Origin of the sequence: Enterobacter sp. EGD-HP1, from assembly GCF_000733275.2 — a bacterium.
In the GTDB taxonomy this organism is placed as follows: domain Bacteria; phylum Pseudomonadota; class Gammaproteobacteria; order Enterobacterales; family Enterobacteriaceae; genus Enterobacter.
The window spans coordinates 1-17,768 of record NZ_AVOP01000013.1 but is presented as its reverse complement, the minus strand read 5'-3'; the positions used below and the strand labels follow the sequence as shown (position 1 = coordinate 17,768).

General features: G+C 56.4%; 22 protein-coding genes. 19 read left to right on the top strand and 3 right to left on the bottom strand.

Features of this window, described 5'->3' with window-relative positions:
- The first annotated feature begins 1 nt into the window (after position 1).
- The 6 genes from mdcC (at position 2) to mdcH (ending at position 4,531) form a co-directional block, all read left to right on the top strand.
- Positions 2–301, top strand: coding sequence for a malonate decarboxylase acyl carrier protein (mdcC, locus tag N037_RS11740; RefSeq protein WP_032641083.1), 300 nt, complete (start codon positions 2–4; stop codon positions 299–301).
- Positions 294–1,127 carry a biotin-independent malonate decarboxylase subunit beta gene (locus N037_RS11735; protein ID WP_023333682.1) on the top strand — a complete coding sequence of 278 codons (834 nt, stop codon included), beginning with the start codon at positions 294–296 and terminating at the stop codon, positions 1,125–1,127. Before mdcC ends, N037_RS11735 begins: the two co-directional genes overlap by 8 nt.
- Positions 1,127–1,927 (top strand): biotin-independent malonate decarboxylase subunit gamma, encoded by an 801-nt coding sequence (gene mdcE, locus N037_RS11730; RefSeq protein WP_032641130.1) that lies wholly within the window; start codon positions 1,127–1,129, stop codon positions 1,925–1,927. The genes N037_RS11735 and mdcE overlap by 1 nt, the downstream gene beginning before the upstream one ends.
- Before the next feature lie 128 nt (positions 1,928–2,055).
- A complete protein-coding gene (locus N037_RS11725) occupies positions 2,056–3,015 on the top strand; it encodes an AEC family transporter (protein WP_023333680.1) in 960 nt (319 codons plus the stop codon).
- Between the two features lie 2 nt (positions 3,016–3,017).
- Complete coding sequence (locus tag N037_RS11720) at positions 3,018–3,635, top strand: malonate decarboxylase holo-ACP synthase (protein ID WP_032641081.1); 618 nt, start codon at positions 3,018–3,020, stop codon at positions 3,633–3,635.
- The gene (mdcH, locus tag N037_RS11715; RefSeq protein WP_032641079.1) at positions 3,635–4,531 is read left to right on the top strand and encodes a malonate decarboxylase subunit epsilon; all 897 of its coding nucleotides are present in this window, start codon (positions 3,635–3,637) and stop codon (positions 4,529–4,531) included. Before N037_RS11720 ends, mdcH begins: the two co-directional genes overlap by 1 nt.
- A 63-nt stretch (positions 4,532–4,594) precedes the next feature.
- Here mdcH and N037_RS11710 read toward each other — a convergent pair whose 3' ends face one another.
- Both N037_RS11710 and N037_RS11705 read right to left on the bottom strand, forming a co-directional pair.
- Positions 4,595–5,527: a LysR substrate-binding domain-containing protein gene (locus N037_RS11710; protein WP_032641076.1), complete on the bottom strand. Its 933-nt coding sequence runs from the start codon at positions 5,525–5,527 to the stop codon at positions 4,595–4,597.
- A gap of 15 nt (positions 5,528–5,542) precedes the next feature.
- Positions 5,543–7,447 (bottom strand): ABC transporter ATP-binding protein, encoded by a 1,905-nt coding sequence (locus N037_RS11705; RefSeq protein ID WP_032641073.1) that lies wholly within the window; start codon positions 7,445–7,447, stop codon positions 5,543–5,545.
- 138 nt (positions 7,448–7,585) lie between these two features.
- Here N037_RS11705 and kefG point away from each other — a divergent pair, with 138 nt between their 5' ends.
- From kefG to slyD, 4 genes are all read left to right on the top strand, one after another.
- On the top strand, positions 7,586–8,137 hold the full coding sequence (kefG, locus tag N037_RS11700) for a glutathione-regulated potassium-efflux system ancillary protein KefG (RefSeq protein ID WP_032641071.1): 552 nt from the start codon (positions 7,586–7,588) through the stop codon (positions 8,135–8,137).
- A complete protein-coding gene (kefB, locus tag N037_RS11695) occupies positions 8,137–9,942 on the top strand; it encodes a glutathione-regulated potassium-efflux system protein KefB (protein ID WP_032641069.1) in 1,806 nt (601 codons plus the stop codon). The genes kefG and kefB overlap by 1 nt, the downstream gene beginning before the upstream one ends.
- A gap of 13 nt (positions 9,943–9,955) precedes the next feature.
- Complete coding sequence (locus N037_RS11690; RefSeq protein WP_010436300.1) at positions 9,956–10,156, top strand: YheV family putative zinc ribbon protein; 201 nt, start codon at positions 9,956–9,958, stop codon at positions 10,154–10,156.
- A 94-nt stretch (positions 10,157–10,250) separates the two neighbouring features.
- Positions 10,251–10,841, top strand: coding sequence for a peptidylprolyl isomerase (gene slyD / locus N037_RS11685; RefSeq protein WP_014885491.1), 591 nt, complete (start codon positions 10,251–10,253; stop codon positions 10,839–10,841).
- Positions 10,842–10,892: 51 nt separating this feature from the next.
- Here slyD and N037_RS11680 read toward each other — a convergent pair whose 3' ends face one another.
- On the bottom strand, positions 10,893–11,111 hold the full coding sequence (locus tag N037_RS11680; RefSeq protein WP_023309461.1) for a protein SlyX: 219 nt from the start codon (positions 11,109–11,111) through the stop codon (positions 10,893–10,895).
- 238 nt (positions 11,112–11,349) lie between these two features.
- Here N037_RS11680 and fkpA point away from each other — a divergent pair, with 238 nt between their 5' ends.
- The 9 genes from fkpA to N037_RS11635 all read left to right on the top strand — a co-directional run.
- On the top strand, positions 11,350–12,168 hold the full coding sequence (fkpA, locus tag N037_RS11675) for an FKBP-type peptidyl-prolyl cis-trans isomerase (RefSeq protein ID WP_023309460.1): 819 nt from the start codon (positions 11,350–11,352) through the stop codon (positions 12,166–12,168).
- A 166-nt stretch (positions 12,169–12,334) separates the two neighbouring features.
- Positions 12,335–13,057: a helix-turn-helix transcriptional regulator gene (locus N037_RS11670; protein WP_023333674.1), complete on the top strand. Its 723-nt coding sequence runs from the start codon at positions 12,335–12,337 to the stop codon at positions 13,055–13,057.
- Entirely contained in the window at positions 13,057–13,443 is a 387-nt protein-coding gene (gene tusD, locus N037_RS11665; protein WP_023333673.1) for a sulfurtransferase complex subunit TusD, read from the top strand. Before N037_RS11670 ends, tusD begins: the two co-directional genes overlap by 1 nt.
- A complete protein-coding gene (gene tusC, locus N037_RS11660; RefSeq protein ID WP_023333672.1) occupies positions 13,443–13,802 on the top strand; it encodes a sulfurtransferase complex subunit TusC in 360 nt (119 codons plus the stop codon). Before tusD ends, tusC begins: the two co-directional genes overlap by 1 nt.
- Before the next feature lie 7 nt (positions 13,803–13,809).
- A complete protein-coding gene (tusB, locus tag N037_RS11655; protein WP_032641066.1) occupies positions 13,810–14,097 on the top strand; it encodes a sulfurtransferase complex subunit TusB in 288 nt (95 codons plus the stop codon).
- Positions 14,098–14,221: 124 nt separating this feature from the next.
- Complete coding sequence (rpsL, locus tag N037_RS11650; protein WP_000246815.1) at positions 14,222–14,596, top strand: 30S ribosomal protein S12; 375 nt, start codon at positions 14,222–14,224, stop codon at positions 14,594–14,596.
- Positions 14,597–14,692: 96 nt separating this feature from the next.
- Complete coding sequence (gene rpsG / locus N037_RS11645) at positions 14,693–15,163, top strand: 30S ribosomal protein S7 (protein WP_004106370.1); 471 nt, start codon at positions 14,693–14,695, stop codon at positions 15,161–15,163.
- A gap of 96 nt (positions 15,164–15,259) precedes the next feature.
- Positions 15,260–17,374 (top strand): elongation factor G, encoded by a 2,115-nt coding sequence (gene fusA, locus N037_RS11640; RefSeq protein WP_023333670.1) that lies wholly within the window; start codon positions 15,260–15,262, stop codon positions 17,372–17,374.
- Between the two features lie 69 nt (positions 17,375–17,443).
- Positions 17,444–17,768, top strand: a 325-nt coding sequence (locus N037_RS11635; protein ID WP_032641063.1) for a GTP-binding protein, incomplete at its 3' end; no start/stop codon positions are given.

Below are 17,768 nucleotides of genomic sequence, written 5' to 3'. Positions count from 1 at the left end.
TATGGAAAAAATCACATTGACCGTGCCAGCCAGCCGCGCGTTAAGCGGCAGGGCGCTGGCGGGCGTCGTCGGCTCCGGGGATATGGAGGTGCTCTTCACCGCGGAACCGGGCCAGACGCTAACCATTGATATCACCACTTCAGTCGACAACAGCCGTAGCCGCTGGGAGGCGCTGTTCAACCGCCTGCAAACGGTCAGCAGCCTGCCGGCAGGCAAACTGACCATTCATGATTTCGGCGCGACGCCGGGCGTGGCCCGCATTCGCATCGAACAGGTTTTTGAGGGGGTGAGCCATGCGTGATGACAGCAGCTTTATCGAACTAAAAGCGCGCCAGCGCGCGCAGGCCCTGCTGGATGACGGCAGCTACCGCGAACTGCTGGATCCGTTTGAAGGCATTATCTCTCCGTGGCTTGGGCCGCAGGGCATTGTCCCGCAGGCCGATGACGGCATGGTCGTCGCAAAAGGCACCATCAACGGTCAGCCTGCGGTCGTCGTCGCGATTGAAGGTGCGTTCCAGGGCGGCAGCATGGGTGAGGTGTCCGGAGCCAAAATGGCGGCGGCGCTGGAGCTGGCGGCGGAAGATAACCGCAACGGCATTCCGACTCAGGCGGTGCTGTGCCTCGAAACCGGCGGCGTGCGCCTGCAGGAGGCGAACCTCGGCCTGGCGGCGATTGCCGATATCCACGCTGCGATTGTAGACCTGCGTCGCTACACGCCCGTCATCGGGATTGTGGCCGGGACCGTGGGCTGCTTCGGCGGGATGTCCATTGCGGCGGCGCTCTGCAGCTACCTGATTGTGACCCGCGAAGCGCGTCTTGGCCTCAACGGCCCGCAGGTTATCGAGCAGGAGGCGGGCATCGAAGAGTACGACTCCCGCGATCGTCCATTTATCTGGAGCATGACTGGCGGCGAAGTGCGCTATCAAAGCGGGCTGGTGGATGCGCTCGTCGGCGACGGTATCAACGCGGTGAAACAGGCGATGAACGACGCGATTGCGAAAGGCGTTCCCGCGAAACATCGTACCGACAACTACGACGATTACCTGAACCGTTTAACGAATTTCGACACCCGCAAACAGGCCGATGCCGAACAGATTAACGCGCTTTTTGCCCGGGAGGTGAAATGATGAGTAATTCAAAAAGCCGTGGCGAGCTCTGGCTGGAAACCCTCGCCCCGAACGCCAAACGTATCGAAGGGCTGTGCCCGTCCGTGCAGGCGGCAGACGGCGAGCTGAACGGTGAGGCGGTGCGCTTTGTGGCCGTGGTGCCGGATGCCAACAACCACTTCCCGCGCGCGGCGAAAGGTGAGGTCGGCCTGCTGGAAGGCTGGACGCTGGCGAAAGTGGTCAGCGAAACCATCGCCGCTGACGCAGATAAGCCGGTCAAACGCCCGATTGTGGCGGTGATTGACGTCCCAAGTCAGGCCTATGGCCGTCGCGAAGAGGCGTTCGGTATCCATCAGGCGCTGGCAGGAGCCGCTGCTGCCTATGCGAACGCGCGGCTGGCCGGTCATCCGGTGATTGGCCTGATCGTCGGCAAGGCGATGTCCGGCGCGTTCCTGGCGCACGGCTACCAGGCCAACCGCCTGATCGCCTTTAACGACAAAGGCGTGCTGATCCACGCGATGGGCAAAGAGTCTGCGGCGCGCATTACGCTGCGTACCGTCGAGGCGCTGGAAAAGCTGGCGGCGACCATTCCGCCAATGGCGTATGACATCAGCAACTATGCGACGCTGGGGCTGCTCGCCAGCCTGCTGGACATCAGCAACCCGGATGCCCCATCCGATCACGATCTGGCGCAGGTGAAAACCACTCTGCAACAGGCCATCAGCGATGCTCGTCAGGACACCACGCTGAAAAACCGTCTGGGTGCTGACAACCGCCGCAGCTCGGCGCTCGTACGCGAACGTATGCGAGCCAGCTGGTAAGTAAAAAAAAGACCTGCCAGAGATGCAAACCCCCGTGGGCGCGCCCGCTGCGCCCGCGTGGAAGCCTGCATCCTGAAAAATAATAAACATCGCACCAGTGCTAAAACTTTTTTTACTACAGGTGATTTATGACTTACGTAATTGTTCATGCTCTTGCACCGATTTTCGTCATCATGCTGCTGGGATTCTGGGCCGGTAAGGCAAAGATGGTCGATAACAAAAACGTTTCCCTGCTCAATATCTTCGTGATGGATTTTGCACTCCCTGCCGCGCTGTTTAGCGCCACCGTGCAAACGCCGTGGACCGGCATCGTGGCGCAGTCACCGCTGATTCTGGTGCTGACGCTGGCAATGTGGATCACCTATGCGGTCATCTACTTCCTCGCGACTAAAGTCTTTAAGAAATCCCCGCAGGACGCGGCCGTGCTGACCCTGACGGTAGCCTTACCGAACTACGCGGCGCTGGGCCTGCCGATTCTGGGCAGCGTGCTGGGTGAGGGATCGTCCACGTCGCTTTCCGTTGCGGTCTCTATTGCCTGCGGTTCGGTGCTGATGACCCCGTTCTGCCTGCTGATTCTGGAGCGTGAGAAAGCGCGCGCTGAGGGGAATAATTCCGGCTCAACGCTCTCCATGCTGCCGGTGCTGATGTGGCGTTCCATTAAAAAACCGATCGTGATGGGCCCGCTGCTGGGCGTGATTCTTTCTGCCATCGGGATCAAAATGCCGGAGCTGGTGCTTGCGGCGATTAAACCGCTGGGGCTGTCGGCGACCGCTGCGGCGCTGTTCCTGACCGGGGTGATCCTCTCTGCCCGCAAGCTGCAGATCAACACCATGGTGATCACCTCCACCATCGCCAAGCTGCTGATTCAGCCAGCGATTGCCTGGGGTATTGTGCTGATCTTCGGTCTGCACGGCTCCGTGGCGATCACCGCTATCCTGATGATTGCGCTCTCCGCGGGCTTCTTCGGCGTGGTGTTCGGTAACCGCTTTGGCGTGCAGTCGCCGGATGCTGAAGCCGTGCTGCTCTTAAGCTCCGTACTGTGTATCCTGTCGCTGCCGCTGTTTATCTCGCTGACTTCAGGAATGTAATCATGAGCACAACATTACGCCCGCACGACCTCATCTGGCTTACCGCGCGCGACGCGCTGGAAGGCATCACCGAATCCTGGGTGGAGGCGGCATGGCATATCGGCCTGCCGGTGGTGGTGCGGCGTGATGTTGATAATGAAGGCCGTATTCCCGTTGGCGTTCGCGGGTTGCGCCGCGACCAGCGGGCGGCCGGATGGGTGAAGCCGGAAAACGTGAAGCGCGTGGTGTCGCCTGAAGAGCTGTGCGCCACCGCCGATCTGCTGCGCTCACCGTTTGTGACCCAGCCGCCGGTTCAGGTGGCGCTGCAGCTGGCGCAGCAGGCATGGCCGTGGACGTGGGGCATTACCGGCAGCACCGGCTATGCCCTGGCGACCGGCATTCCGGTGATCCATGCCGACAGCGATCTCGATCTGCTGATCCGCGCCCCTGAGCCGATTTCCCCCGATGCTTTTACCGCATGGCAGTCGCAGTTGAGCCGCGCACTGTGCCGGGCGGATACGCAGGTGGATACCCCCGAGGGCGGCTTTGCGCTGGCGGAGTGGCTGCGCGACGGCAAAACGTTGCTGAAAACCCGCCGCGGACCGCGCCTGGTGGCGGATCCGTGGCGCAGGGAGGAGTGATGAAAATAGTGTTTACCTTTCCGGGGCAGGGCACGCAGCATGAAGGCATGCTGCAAAACCTGCCGGGATCGGAACTGGCTCAGGCGCGTGAGGTGCTGGGCGCCGAAGTGGATACGCTGGACGGCGCCGACGCGTTAACCCATACCCGCGCGGTTCAGCTTTCGCTGCTGATTGCCGGTGTGGCCTGGGGGCGCGAGCTTGAGCGTCGCGGCGTGACGCCGGATATCGTCAGCGGGCTGTCCATCGGCGCTTATCCGGCGGCGGTTATTGCAGGCGCGCTGGACTTTTCGGACGCGCTGAGGCTGGTGGCACTTCGCGGCGATCTGATGGAGCAAGCGTACCCGCACGGCTACGGCCTGACCGCGATTATGGGCTTAACTCTGCCGCAGGTGGAAACGCTGATTGAAGGCACCGGAACCTATATTGCCAACCTGAACGCTGAAACGCAGATCGTGATTGCCGGAAGCGATGACGGGATGGCGCAGGTGGCGGCACGCGCGCTGGCAAAAGGGGCGAACAAGGCCAGGCGGCTGGCGGTCAGCGTGCCGTCGCACTGCGAACTGCTGGCGGAACCGGCACAAAAGCTGGCGGCGGCATTTGAGTCCGTCACGCTGGCTCGTCCACGCTGCGCGTACCTGAGCGGCAGTACCGGCCGCGTGCTCTGGCAGCCGGAGAAAATCGCTGACGATCTCGCAATGAATATGGCGCGAACCGTGCGCTGGCAGGAGGCGGTGATTTCCGCTAACGAGCGTGAAGCCCGGCTGGCGATTGAAATGCCGCCCGGCGGCGTACTGACCTGCCTGACGCGTCAGGCTGCGTGGGAAGGGGAGACCATCTCATTGGAGCGCAGCGGGGTGGACGTGGCGGTGCATCTGGCGGGTCGGCTTCGTGCGTGAGTTTTGTTGCCCGGTGGCGGCTGCGCCTTACCGGGCCTACGGGTTTGGTTGTCTTGTTTTGTATCACGCACTTTCCTGCAGGCTGCGCGCATACATCCGCCCTTCGGCGGCTAATGCCCGCAGGCTCGGATCCTGCTCGCGGTTGCGGGCAAAGACAATCGCGATCAGCTGCTGCATCTGGTACGGCTCCGCCAGCTTTAACAGCTGCACCGAATTCTCGTAGACCTTCTTCATCCTGCCCGGCATCAGCGTAAAGCCGACGCCCGCCTGCACCAGGCTGAGCATTGAGAAAATGTCGTTCACCCGGGTAACAATCTCTGGTTCAAACCCGGCGATATGGAACGCTTCCTGGAACCCGGCGTAGGTCGCAAAGCCTTCTGCAAGCGCGACAAATTTCTGATCTTTATAATCGCGGAGATCCGCTGGCCCGTGGGTATTTAGCGTGGCGGAAGCCGGTGCGGCAAGGAAGATATCGTCATGGAACAGCGGCAGAACCTCAAGGCTGTTGCGATCGATATCGCTTTCGGAGATGGAGATAAGAATCGCGTCCAGCGAGCCTTCATCCAGCATGTGCAGCAGGGTGTCGTTGGAGCCCATCGTCAGATCCATCTCCAGATCCGGACGGCGCAGCTTCATGCCCATAATCAGGCGCGGCACGGTTTCCAGCGTCAGGGAGTAGAGCGTGCCCACGCGCAGCCGCCCCTGGCCGATTCCGGCAATTTTGCGGGATTCTTCCAGCCCGCGCTCCATCACCTGCATCACCTCCCGGCAATATTCCAGCAGCGTCCAGGCGGAAGGCAGGGCTATCAGGTTGCGCCCCTTGTGGGTAAAAAGCGGGCAGCGCACGTTCTCTTCCAGCGTGTGTAGCGCACGGTGAACGCTCACGCCGCTCAGGCCCAGAGTTTCGGCGGTACGCGCGATATTCCCTTTCTCCATAAACGTCATGAAGATGCTGAGCTTGCGGAACGTAATCTCGCTCGTGATATCGAAACGCATAACCCTCCCGGCGTGTTAGTCGGCCTGCAGCATCGCTTCCAGCTGTTCCTGCGCGTCCAGCCACGCCATCTCGCACTCTTCGAGGCTGGATTTGGTCTTCGCCTGCGTTTGCAGGCAGTCCGTCAGCTCAGCCTTGCGGCTCTGGTCATACAGGCCGCTGTCGCCGAGCTTCTCTTCAACGATAGCCAGCGTGGCGTTGAGCTTTTCCATCTCTTTTTCGAGACGGGCAATTTCTTTACGCAGCGGCTGCGTCTGGGTGCGTAGTTCCGCTTCACGTCGCTTCTGGTCTTTACGCGCCTGCGCGCTGTTGGCGTTATCTTTCGCGGACTCTTCCGGCTGGTTTTCCTGCTTCTGCACGTCCGTCAGCCACTGCTGGTAGTCTTCCAGATCGCCGTCGAACGGTTCGACTTTGCCGTCGTGAACTAAGTAGAGATCGTCCGTGGTGGAGCGGATCAGGTGACGGTCGTGCGAAACCACAACCAGCGCGCCTTCGAACTCGATCAGCGCTTCGGTCAGCGCCTGACGCATGTCGAGATCCAGGTGGTTGGTCGGTTCATCGAGCAGCAGCAGGTTCGGACGCTGCCAGACGATCAGCGCCAGCACCAGACGGGCTTTTTCACCGCCGGAGAAACGCTCGGTGTTTTCAGTGACCTTATCGCCCTGGAAGCCGAAGCCGCCGAGGTAGTCGCGCAACTTTTGCTCCATCTCCTGCGGCGCCAGACGCGCGAGGTGCTGAATCGGCGATTCATCCGCGCGTAAAAATTCCAGCTGATGCTGGGCGAAGTAGCCCAGCTTGATGCCCTTCGCGAGGCCGATTTCGCCGCTGACCGGGTTAAGCTCGCCCGCCAGCAGTTTGATCAGCGTCGATTTACCGGCACCGTTACGTCCCAGCAGGCCGATACGTGAACCCGGGACCAGGTTGAGCTTGATGGAGTCGAGAATAATGCGCTCGGCATAGCCCGCGCTCACTTTTTCCATCTTCAGGAGCGGGTTTGGCAGGCTCTCCGGCTCGCGGAAGCTAAAGTGGAACGGGTTATCCACGTGCGCCGGGGCGATCATCTCCATGCGTTCCAGCATCTTGATGCGGCTTTGGGCCTGCTTGGCTTTTGAGGCTTTGGCCTTAAAGCGATCCACGAAGCTCTGCAGGTGCGCCACGCGCTGCTGCTGGCTTTCGTACATGGACTGCTGCTGGGCAAGACGCGTCGCGCGCTGGCGCTCGAAGGAGCTGTAGTTGCCGGTGTACTCGAACATCGTTTGCTGTTCGATATGAATGATTTTATCCACCACCGGGTCGAGGAAGTCGCGGTCGTGGGAGATCAGAATCAGAGTGCCCTGATAGCTCTTAAGCCACTTCTCCAGCCAAATAACCGCATCAAGATCGAGGTGGTTGGTCGGTTCATCGAGCAGCAGCAGGTCAGAGCGGCAGATCAGCGCCTGCGCCAGGTTGAGGCGCATACGCCAGCCGCCGGAGAAGTCGCTGACCGGGCGTTCCAGCTGCTCATTGCTGAAGCCCAGGCCGTGCAGCAGGCTGGAGGCGCGGGAGCGAATGGTCCACGCGTCGATAGCGTCCAGCTTGCCGTGAACGGTGGCGATGGCGTGACCGTCGTTGCGCTCGTTCGCGGCGTTGAGTTCTGCCTCAAGCTTGCGGTATTCACGGTCGCCGTCGATAACATAGTCGAGCGCCGGCTCACTCAGCGCCGGCGTCTCCTGGTTTACCCACGCGAGCTGCCAGTTTCCCGGGAAGGTAAAGTTACCGCCATCCGCGCTAATCTCGTTTTTCAGCAGCGCCAGCAGGGTGGATTTACCGCAGCCGTTTTTGCCGACCAGGCCCACTTTTTGGCCCGGGTTGATGGTAGCAGTGGCGTTATCCAGCAGGACGCGCACGCCGCGACGAATTTGTAACGAGGAGAAAACAATCATAGAAGCGCCGTATGTTCCGACTATGTTAATTTGTCATTATGATAATGTAAGGTGTGGGCCATTTTCCGCACCGGGCCGCCATGGTAGCCCAAAACAACAACGATACACAAAAACAGAAACAAGACCGGGAGGGGAATGATGTCTCAGACAGCAAAAGTGCTGCTGCTGTATGCCCATCCGGAATCTCAGGACTCGGTGGCAAACCGGGTGCTGCTTAAGCCGGCTACACAGCTCAGCAACGTGACGGTGCACGATCTCTATGCGCACTATCCTGATTTCTTTATTGATATCCCTTACGAGCAGGAGCTGCTGCGTCAGCACGACGTGATTGTGTTCCAGCATCCGCTTTATACCTACAGCTGTCCGGCGCTGCTCAAAGAGTGGCTGGACCGCGTGCTGAGCCGGGGCTTCTCCAGCGGGGTGGGGGGAAACCAGCTGGCGGGAAAGTACTGGCGTAGTGTGATCACCACCGGTGAACCCGAAAGCGCTTATCGCCACGACGGGCTGAACCGCTATCCGATGAGCGACATTCTGCGGCCCTTCGAGCTGACGGCGGCGATGTGCCGTATGCACTGGATGAGCCCGATTATTGTCTACTGGGCGCGGCGACAGGATCCGAAAGAGCTGGCAAGCCACGCCAGAGCCTACGGTGAATGGCTGACGTCACCGATTCCGGCAGGAGGTCGTTAATGGAAGGATCGAATTTGCTCCTCGCCGGGGTGCTGTTTTTATTTGCGGCCGTCGTCGCGGTGCCGCTTGCTGCACGTATTGGTATCGGTGCGGTGCTGGGGTATCTGCTGGCGGGGATCGCGATTGGTCCCTGGGGACTGGGATTCATCAGCGATGTGGATGAGATTCTCCATTTCTCCGAGCTGGGCGTGGTGTTCCTGATGTTCATCATCGGCCTGGAGCTGAATCCTTCGAAATTGTGGCAGCTCCGACGCTCTATCTTTGGCGTGGGCGCCGCGCAGGTGCTGTTCAGCGCCGCTATTCTGGGCGGCCTGTTAATGCTGACGAATTTCTCCTGGCAGGCGGCGGTGATAGGTGGAATAGGCCTTGCCATGTCCTCCACGGCGATGGCGCTGCAGCTGATGCGCGACAAAGGAATGAACCGTAACGAAGCCGGTCAGCTGGGCTTTTCGGTACTGCTGTTCCAGGATTTGGCGGTGATCCCGGCGCTGGCGCTGGTGCCGCTGCTGGCGGGCTCCGGGGACGATCACTTCGACTGGGCTAAAATCGCCATGAAGGTGCTGGCCTTCGCGGGCATGCTGATCGGCGGTCGTTTCCTGTTACGTCCCGTGTTCCGCTTTATCGCCGCGTCGGGCGTTCGCGAGGTGTTTACCGCCGCGACGCTGCTGCTGGTGCTGGGATCGGCGTTATTTATGGACGCGCTGGGGCTGTCGATGGCGCTCGGAACCTTTATCGCCGGGGTGCTGCTGGCGGAGAGTGAGTATCGTCACGAGCTGGAAATTGCCATCGATCCCTTCAAAGGGCTGCTGTTAGGCCTGTTCTTTATTTCGGTGGGGATGGCGCTCAACCTCGGTGTGCTCTATACCCATCTGCTGTGGGTGGTCGTGAGCGTCGCCATCCTGGTGGCGGTGAAGATGCTGGTGCTGTACGTCATGTCACGTATCTACGGGCTGCGCAGTTCGGAACGCATGCAGTTTGCCAGCGTGTTAAGCCAGGGGGGCGAGTTCGCGTTTGTGCTGTTCTCGACCGCCTCCTCCCAGAAGCTGTTTAAAGACGATCAGATGGCGCTTTTGCTGGTGACGGTCACGCTGTCTATGATGACCACGCCGCTGCTGATGAAGCTGGTGGATAAACTGCTGTCGCGTCGCCTGAATCCAGCTGACGATGAAGACGAAGCGCCGTGGGTGGAAGACGACAAGCCGCAGGTGATTGTGGTGGGCTTTGGCCGCTTCGGACAGGTGATTGGACGCCTGTTGATGGCGAACAAAATGCGCATTACGGTGCTGGAGCGTGACATCAGCGCGGTCAACCTGATGCGCAAATATGGCTATAAGGTTTACTACGGCGACGCGACCCAGCTCGAGCTGTTGCGCTCGGCGGGGGCGGAAGCGGCAGAGTCCATCGTGATTACCTGTAACGATCCGGAAGACACGATGAAGCTGGTGGAACTGTGCCAGCAGCATTTCCCGCATCTGCATATTCTGGCGCGTGCGCGGGGACGTGTTGAAGCTCACGAATTGTTGCAGGCGGGTGTGAAACACTTCTCCCGTGAGACGTTCTCCAGTGCGCTGGAGCTGGGCCGCAAGGCGCTGATCTCGCTCGGGATGCATCCGCATCAGGCGCAGCGCGCCCAGATGCACTTCCGCCGGCTGGATATGCGGATGTTGCGCGAGCTGATGCCGGTTCATACCGATACGGCGCAGATCTCCCGCGTGCGGGAAGCGCGTCGCGAGCTGGAGGAGATCTTCCAGCGAGAGATGCAGCAGGAACGACGCCAGCTTGATGGCTGGGATGAATTTGAATAAAGGGTAACGAAAGATGGCTGTACGTAAACGCTTTATTGCGGGTGCAAAATGCCCGACCTGCCAGGCGCAAGATACCCTGGCGATGTGGCGGGAAAATAATATTGATGTTGTTGAGTGTGTTAAGTGCGGTCACCAGATGCGTGAGGCCGATAAAGAGGCCCGCGATCACGTTCGCAAAGAAGAGCAAGTTATCGGGATTTTTCATCCGGACTAGCGATATGCCCTGAGTTTTTTTAAGCTAAAGGGTACACGGGTGCAGATTTCCGCTACAATCTGCGCCAGCAATTTTCCCACGCTCAGGAGATATCATGAAAGTAGCAAAAGACCTGGTGGTCAGCCTGGCCTATCAGGTACGTACAGAAGACGGTGTGTTGGTTGATGAGTCTCCGGTGAGTGCGCCGCTTGACTACCTGCATGGTCACGGCTCCCTGATTTCTGGCCTGGAAACCGCGCTGGAAGGTCATGAAGTTGGCGACAAATTTGACGTTGCTGTAGGCGCGAACGACGCTTACGGTCAGTATGACGACAACCTGGTTCAGCGCGTGCCTAAAGACGTATTCATGGGCGTTGACGAACTGCAGGTTGGCATGCGCTTCCTGGCTGAAACTGACCAGGGTCCGGTTCCTGTTGAAATCACCGAAGTGGAAGATGACCACGTCGTGGTTGACGGCAACCACATGCTGGCTGGCCAGAACCTGAAGTTCAACGTAGAAGTTGTTGCGATTCGTGAAGCGACCGAAGAAGAGCTGGCTCATGGCCACGTTCACGGTGCGCACGGTCACGACCATGACCACGATCACGGCCACGACGGCTGCTGCGGTGGTCACGGCCACGATCACGACCATGGTCACGACCACGGTAAAGGTGGTTGCGGTAACGGCGGCTGCGGCTGCCACTAATTCCGTCATGCGGAAAATAAAAAAGCGGGATAATCCCGCTTTTTTTACGCCTCAATAATGAGGAGGTGGCGTCTCTTCTGACTGAGAGGCAATGTTCGACGGCTGCGTGGCCTTCAGCTTTTCCGTCAGCAAGCGCATATGATCCCGCAGTTTTGCCATTTCAAGCTCATGTGCGGTCACGGTCTGGTTTAGCTCTTCGATGGTGATGTCCTGAAAAGCCAGGCGGCTTTCCAGTTCAGCCATTCTCGCTTCTATCGCTGTATCCTTCATCATTCACCTCGTTTATTTCAGATTCGCCATAATGGCCCTGCGGCGGCGCAGTTTAACTGAGTTTATCCTTAAGTACAGTTCGCATGCCCTTGGCAAGAAACTTATTTAAACAAAAATAGTCTGAAAAGAGGCGAGAATTGGACGTGTCTGTCTGTAGATTTCTTCTGCAACGTTTTATAGTACGTCACTCATTTACGTTTAACGCTGGGGTGAGAGTCCCCAGGCCCTGGAGATATGGATGAAATCACTGTTTAAAGTAACGCTGCTGGCGACCACGATGGCTGTTGCGCTGAACGCGCCGCTGTCATTCGCTGCTGATACTGCTGCGAAGCCTGCTGCTACTGCAGACAGCAAAGCGGCGTTCAAAAATGACGACCAGAAATCCGCCTACGCACTGGGCGCATCTCTGGGTCGTTACATGGAAAACTCTCTGAAAGAACAAGAGAAACTGGGCATCAAACTGGATAAAGCTCAGCTGATCGCGGGCGTTCAGGACGCATTTGCAGATAAGAGCAAGCTGTCTGACCAGGAAATTGAACAGACTCTGCAGGCGTTTGAAGCGCGCGTGAAGGGTGCCGCGCAGACTAAGATGGACGCGGACGCTAAAGACAACGAAGCGAAAGGCAAAGCCTACCGCGACACCTTTGCTAAAGAAAAGGGCGTGAAAACCTCTTCTACTGGCCTGGTGTACAAAGTTGAGAAAGAAGGCACCGGCGATGCGCCTAAAGACAGCGACACCGTTGTTGTTAACTACAAGGGTACGCTGATCGACGGTAAAGAGTTCGACAACTCTTACACCCGCGGTGAGCCGCTCTCTTTCCGTCTGGATGGTGTGATCCCGGGCTGGACTGAAGGCCTGAAAAACATTAAGAAAGGCGGCAAGATCAAGATGGTTATCCCACCGGATCTGGCCTATGGCAAAACCGGCGTTCCGGGTATCCCTGCTAACTCTACGCTGGTCTTTGACGTAGAACTGCTGGATATCAAACCAGCACCAAAAGCGGATGCCAAGGCAGACGCACCGGCTGACGATAAAGCCGCTGCCGCTAAGAAGTAATGCTGAAAAAAAACCGCCGCCTTTAAGGCGGCGGTTTTTTATTGTGGGGCAGATATAATTAACACTGGAAAGCGTTAGGCACGCTGTATTAATTTAGTTGTCCGTGTAGATAATGAGCCTGCCCTGAAAACCTAACGACAGGCTCCTGAAAAGGAGTGTTTTTTTCATGTCCAGGTCGCTTTTAACCAACGAAACCAGTGAACTTGATTTGCTGGATCAACGTCCTTTCGATCAGACCGACTTCGATATCCTGAAATCCTATGAAGCGGTAGTGGACGGGTTAGCGATGCTCATTGGCTCCCACTGCGAAATCGTATTGCACTCCCTGCAAGATCTGAAGTGTTCCGCTATCCGCATTGCGAATGGTGAGCATACTGGCCGTAAAATTGGTTCGCCAATTACCGACCTTGCATTGCGTATGTTGCATGACATGACCGGCGCGGACAGCAGCGTCTCCAAATGCTATTTCACCCGCGCCAAAAGCGGCGTGCTGATGAAATCAGAAACCATCGCGATTCGAAACCGCGACCATCGTGTTATTGGGCTGCTGTGCATCAACATGAACCTTGATGTGCCATTCTCGCAGATCATGAGCACCTTTATTCCACCAGAAACGCCGGATGTGGGCTCTTCTGTTAACTTTGCCTCCTCCGTTGAAGATCTGGTGACGCAGACGCTTGAGTTTACGATTGAAGAGGTGAATGCCGATCGCAACGTCTCGAACAACGCCAAGAACCGTCAGATCGTGCTCAATCTTTATGAAAAAGGGATTTTTGATATTAAAGACGCCATCAACCAGGTGGCCGATCGTCTGAACATCTCCAAGCACACGGTCTACCTCTATATTCGCCAGTTCAAAAGCGGCGATTTCCTGGGACAAGACAAGTAATGCGTTTTGCGTTAATGGTGACAGGCCCGGCGTACGGTACTCAGCAGGCCAGCAGCGCGCTGCAGTTTGCGCATGCGCTACTGGCGGCCGGACATGAGCTGGCGAGCGTCTTCTTCTATCGGGAAGGGGTGTATAACGCGAATCAGTTTACGTCACCGGCGAGTGACGAGTTCGACCTGGTGGGTGCCTGGCAGGCATTAAACGAAAAGCAGGGCGTAGAACTGCACATCTGCGTGGCGGCGGCACTGCGCCGCGGCGTGACCGATACAACCGAAGCCGCGCGTCTTGGTTTATCGGGTTCTAACCTGCAGCCCGGTTTTTCGTTGAGTGGTCTGGGTGCATTGGCACAGGCGGCATTAACCTGCGACAGAGTGGTGCAATTCTGATGAAGCGCGTGGCATTTGTTTTTACCTCTGCGCCGCACGGCAGCGCTTCTGGCCGCGAAGGATTGGATGCGTTACTTGCGACTTCCGCGCTGACCGAAGATATCGGTGTTTTCTTTTTGGGAGACGGGGTGTTCCAGCTTCTGGCGGGGCAACAGCCTCAGGCCATTCTGGCGCGTGATTACATCGCGACGTTCAAAGTGTTACCGCTTTACGATATCGAAACCTTCTATGTTTGTGCTGACTCTTTGGCCGCGCGCGGTTTAAACGAGATAACGCCATTCGTGCTGGATGTGACAGTCCTGTCTTCTGCTGCATTGCGCGAACACCTTTCCCACTACGACACCGTTCTGACTTTCTGAGGCCACCATGCTCCATACTCTGAGCCATTCACCGTGGCAATGTGATATCGACGCGTTACTGAGTATGCTGCGCGAAGGTGATGACCTGCTGCTGATTCAGGATGGCGTGCTTGCCGCACTGGAAGGCAGTCGTTTCGTTGAAATTCTCACGAATACCCCCATAACAGTCTCTGCGCTGAAAGACGATCTGGATGCGCGGGGTCTTTCTGGTCAAATTTCAGCCAAAATTGACGTGGTTGGCTATACTGATTTCGTCAATCTTACTGTGGCGCACGCCAGTCAAATGAACTGGTGATCTGAGATCGCTGTATATTTCTTGACACCTTTTCGACGTAGCCCTAAAATTTCGCGTCCTCATATTGTATGAGGTCGATTTATTACGTGTTTACGAAGCAAAAGCTAAAACCAGGAGCTATTTAATGGCAACAGTTAACCAGCTGGTACGCAAACCACGCGCACGCAAAGTTGCAAAGAGCAACGTGCCTGCGCTGGAAGCCTGCCCGCAGAAACGTGGTGTATGTACTCGTGTATATACCACCACTCCTAAAAAACCAAACTCCGCACTGCGTAAAGTATGCCGTGTGCGTTTGACTAACGGTTTCGAAGTGACTTCCTACATCGGTGGTGAAGGTCACAACCTGCAGGAACACTCCGTGATCCTGATCCGTGGCGGTCGTGTTAAAGACCTTCCGGGTGTTCGTTACCACACCGTTCGTGGTGCGCTCGACTGCTCAGGTGTTAAAGACCGTAAGCAGGCTCGCTCCAAGTACGGCGTGAAGCGTCCTAAGGCTTAATGGTTCTCCGTTAAGTAAGGCCAAACTGATTTATCTTAATGTCAAACTAAACTCTTTGAGTTTTGGACAATCCTGAATTAACAACGGAGTATTCCCATGCCACGTCGTCGCGTCATTGGTCAGCGTAAAATTCTTCCAGATCCGAAATTCGGATCAGAACTGCTGGCAAAATTTGTAAATATCCTGATGGTAGATGGTAAAAAATCTACTGCAGAAGCAATCGTATACAGCGCGCTTGAGACCCTGGCTCAGCGTTCTGGTAAAAATGAACTGGAAGCTTTCGAAGTCGCTCTCGACAACGTTCGCCCAACTGTAGAAGTTAAGTCCCGCCGCGTTGGTGGTTCTACTTATCAGGTTCCAGTTGAAGTTCGTCCGGTTCGTCGTAATGCTCTGGCAATGCGTTGGATCGTTGAAGCTGCTCGTAAACGCGGTGATAAATCCATGGCTCTGCGTCTGGCGAACGAACTTTCTGATGCTGCAGACAACAAAGGTACTGCAGTTAAGAAACGTGAAGACGTTCACCGTATGGCAGAAGCCAACAAGGCGTTCGCACACTACCGTTGGTAATCCCTTCGGAGTATTAGTCACCAGGCGGGCGCTTCAGAGAAGCCGCCCGCTCTGGGTAACTTAACTGAACGCCTAAAGATATAAACGAGGAATCAAATGGCTCGTACAACACCCATCGCACGCTACCGTAACATCGGTATCAGTGCGCACATCGACGCCGGTAAAACCACTACTACCGAACGTATTCTGTTCTACACCGGTGTAAACCACAAAATCGGTGAAGTTCATGACGGCGCAGCCACCATGGACTGGATGGAACAGGAGCAGGAGCGTGGTATTACTATCACCTCCGCAGCGACTACTGCATTCTGGTCAGGTATGGCTAAGCAGTACGAACCGCATCGCGTAAACATCATCGACACCCCAGGGCACGTTGACTTCACCATCGAAGTAGAACGTTCCATGCGTGTTCTTGACGGCGCGGTAATGGTTTATTGCGCAGTTGGTGGTGTTCAGCCACAGTCTGAAACCGTATGGCGTCAGGCGAACAAATATAAAGTTCCACGCATCGCGTTCGTTAACAAAATGGACCGTATGGGTGCTAACTTCCTGAAAGTTGTTGGTCAGATCAAATCCCGTCTGGGCGCGAACCCTGTTCCGCTGCAGCTGGCAATTGGTGCTGAAGAAGGCTTCACCGGTGTTATCGACCTGGTGAAAATGAAAGCCATCAACTGGAACGATGCAGACCAGGGCGTTACCTTCGAATACGAAGATATCCCAGCTGCAATGCAGGACCTGGCTGACGAATGGCACCAGAACCTGATCGAATCCGCTGCTGAAGCTTCTGAAGAGCTGATGGAGAAATACCTGGGTGGTGAAGAACTGACTGAAGAAGAGATCAAAAAAGCTCTGCGTCAGCGCGTTCTGAACAACGAAATCATCCTGGTAACCTGTGGTTCTGCGTTCAAGAACAAAGGTGTTCAGGCGATGCTGGATGCGGTAGTTGACTACCTGCCATCCCCGGTTGACGTTCCTGCGATCAACGGCATCCTGGACGACGGTAAAGATACTCCGGCTGAGCGTCACGCAAGCGACGAAGAGCCATTCTCTGCACTGGCGTTCAAAATTGCTACCGACCCATTCGTGGGTAACCTGACCTTCTTCCGCGTTTACTCTGGTGTGGTTAACTCCGGTGACACCATCCTGAACTCCGTGAAAGCGGCGCGTGAACGTTTTGGCCGTATCGTACAGATGCACGCTAACAAACGTGAAGAGATCAAAGAAGTTCGTGCGGGCGACATCGCTGCAGCTATCGGTCTGAAAGACGTGACCACTGGTGACACCCTGTGTGACCCGGATCACCCGATCATTCTGGAGCGTATGGAATTCCCTGAGCCGGTAATCTCCATCGCAGTTGAACCAAAAACCAAAGCTGACCAGGAAAAAATGGGTCTGGCTCTGGGCCGTCTGGCGAAAGAAGACCCATCATTCCGCGTATGGACTGATGAAGAATCTAACCAGACCATCATCGCTGGTATGGGTGAACTGCACCTGGACATCATCGTTGACCGTATGAAGCGTGAATTCAACGTTGAAGCGAACGTGGGTAAACCTCAGGTTGCTTACCGCGAAGCGATTCGCGCGAAAGTTACCGATGTTGAAGGTAAACACGCTAAGCAGTCTGGTGGTCGCGGTCAGTACGGTCACGTTGTGATCGACATGTACCCACTGGAGCCGGGCTCTAACCCGAAAGGTTACGAGTTCATCAACGACATCAAAGGTGGTGTAATTCCTGGCGAATACATCCCAGCCGTTGATAAAGGCATTCAGGAACAGCTGAAAGCGGGCCCTCTGGCTGGCTATCCGGTTGTTGACATGGGTGTTCGTCTGCACTTCGGTTCTTACCACGACGTTGACTCCTCTGAACTGGCGTTTAAACTGGCTGCGTCTATTGCCTTTAAAGAAGGCTTTAAGAAAGCAAAACCAGTTCTGCTTGAGCCAATCATGAAGGTTGAAGTAGAAACTCCTGAAGAGAACACCGGTGACGTTATCGGTGACTTGAGCCGTCGTCGCGGTATGCTGCGTGGTCAGGAATCCGAAGTAACTGGCGTTAAGATCCACGCTGAAGTTCCGCTGTCTGAAATGTTCGGATATGCAACTCAGCTGCGTTCTCTGACCAAAGGTCGTGCATCATACACCATGGAATTCCTGAAGTATGATGATGCGCCTAACAACGTTGCTCAGGCCGTTATTGAAGCCCGTGGTAAGTAATCCACAGGATTAAAACCTAAGTCCCGTGCTCTCTCCACAGGGGAGAGCACTATAGTAAGGAATATAGCCGTGTCTAAAGAAAAATTTGAACGTACAAAACCGCACGTCAACGTTGGTACTATCGGCCACGTTGACCATGGTAAAACTACCCTGACTGCTGCAATCACTACCGTTCTGGCAAAAACCTACGGTGGTTCTGCTCGTGCATTCGACCAGATCGATAACGCACCAGAAGAAAAAGCTCGTGGTATCACCATCAACACCTCTCACGTTGAATATGACACCCCGACTCGCCACTACGCACACGTAGACTGCCCAGGCCACGCCGACTATGTTAAAAACATGATCACCGGTGCTGCGCAGATGGACGGCGCGATCCTGGTTGTTGCTGCGA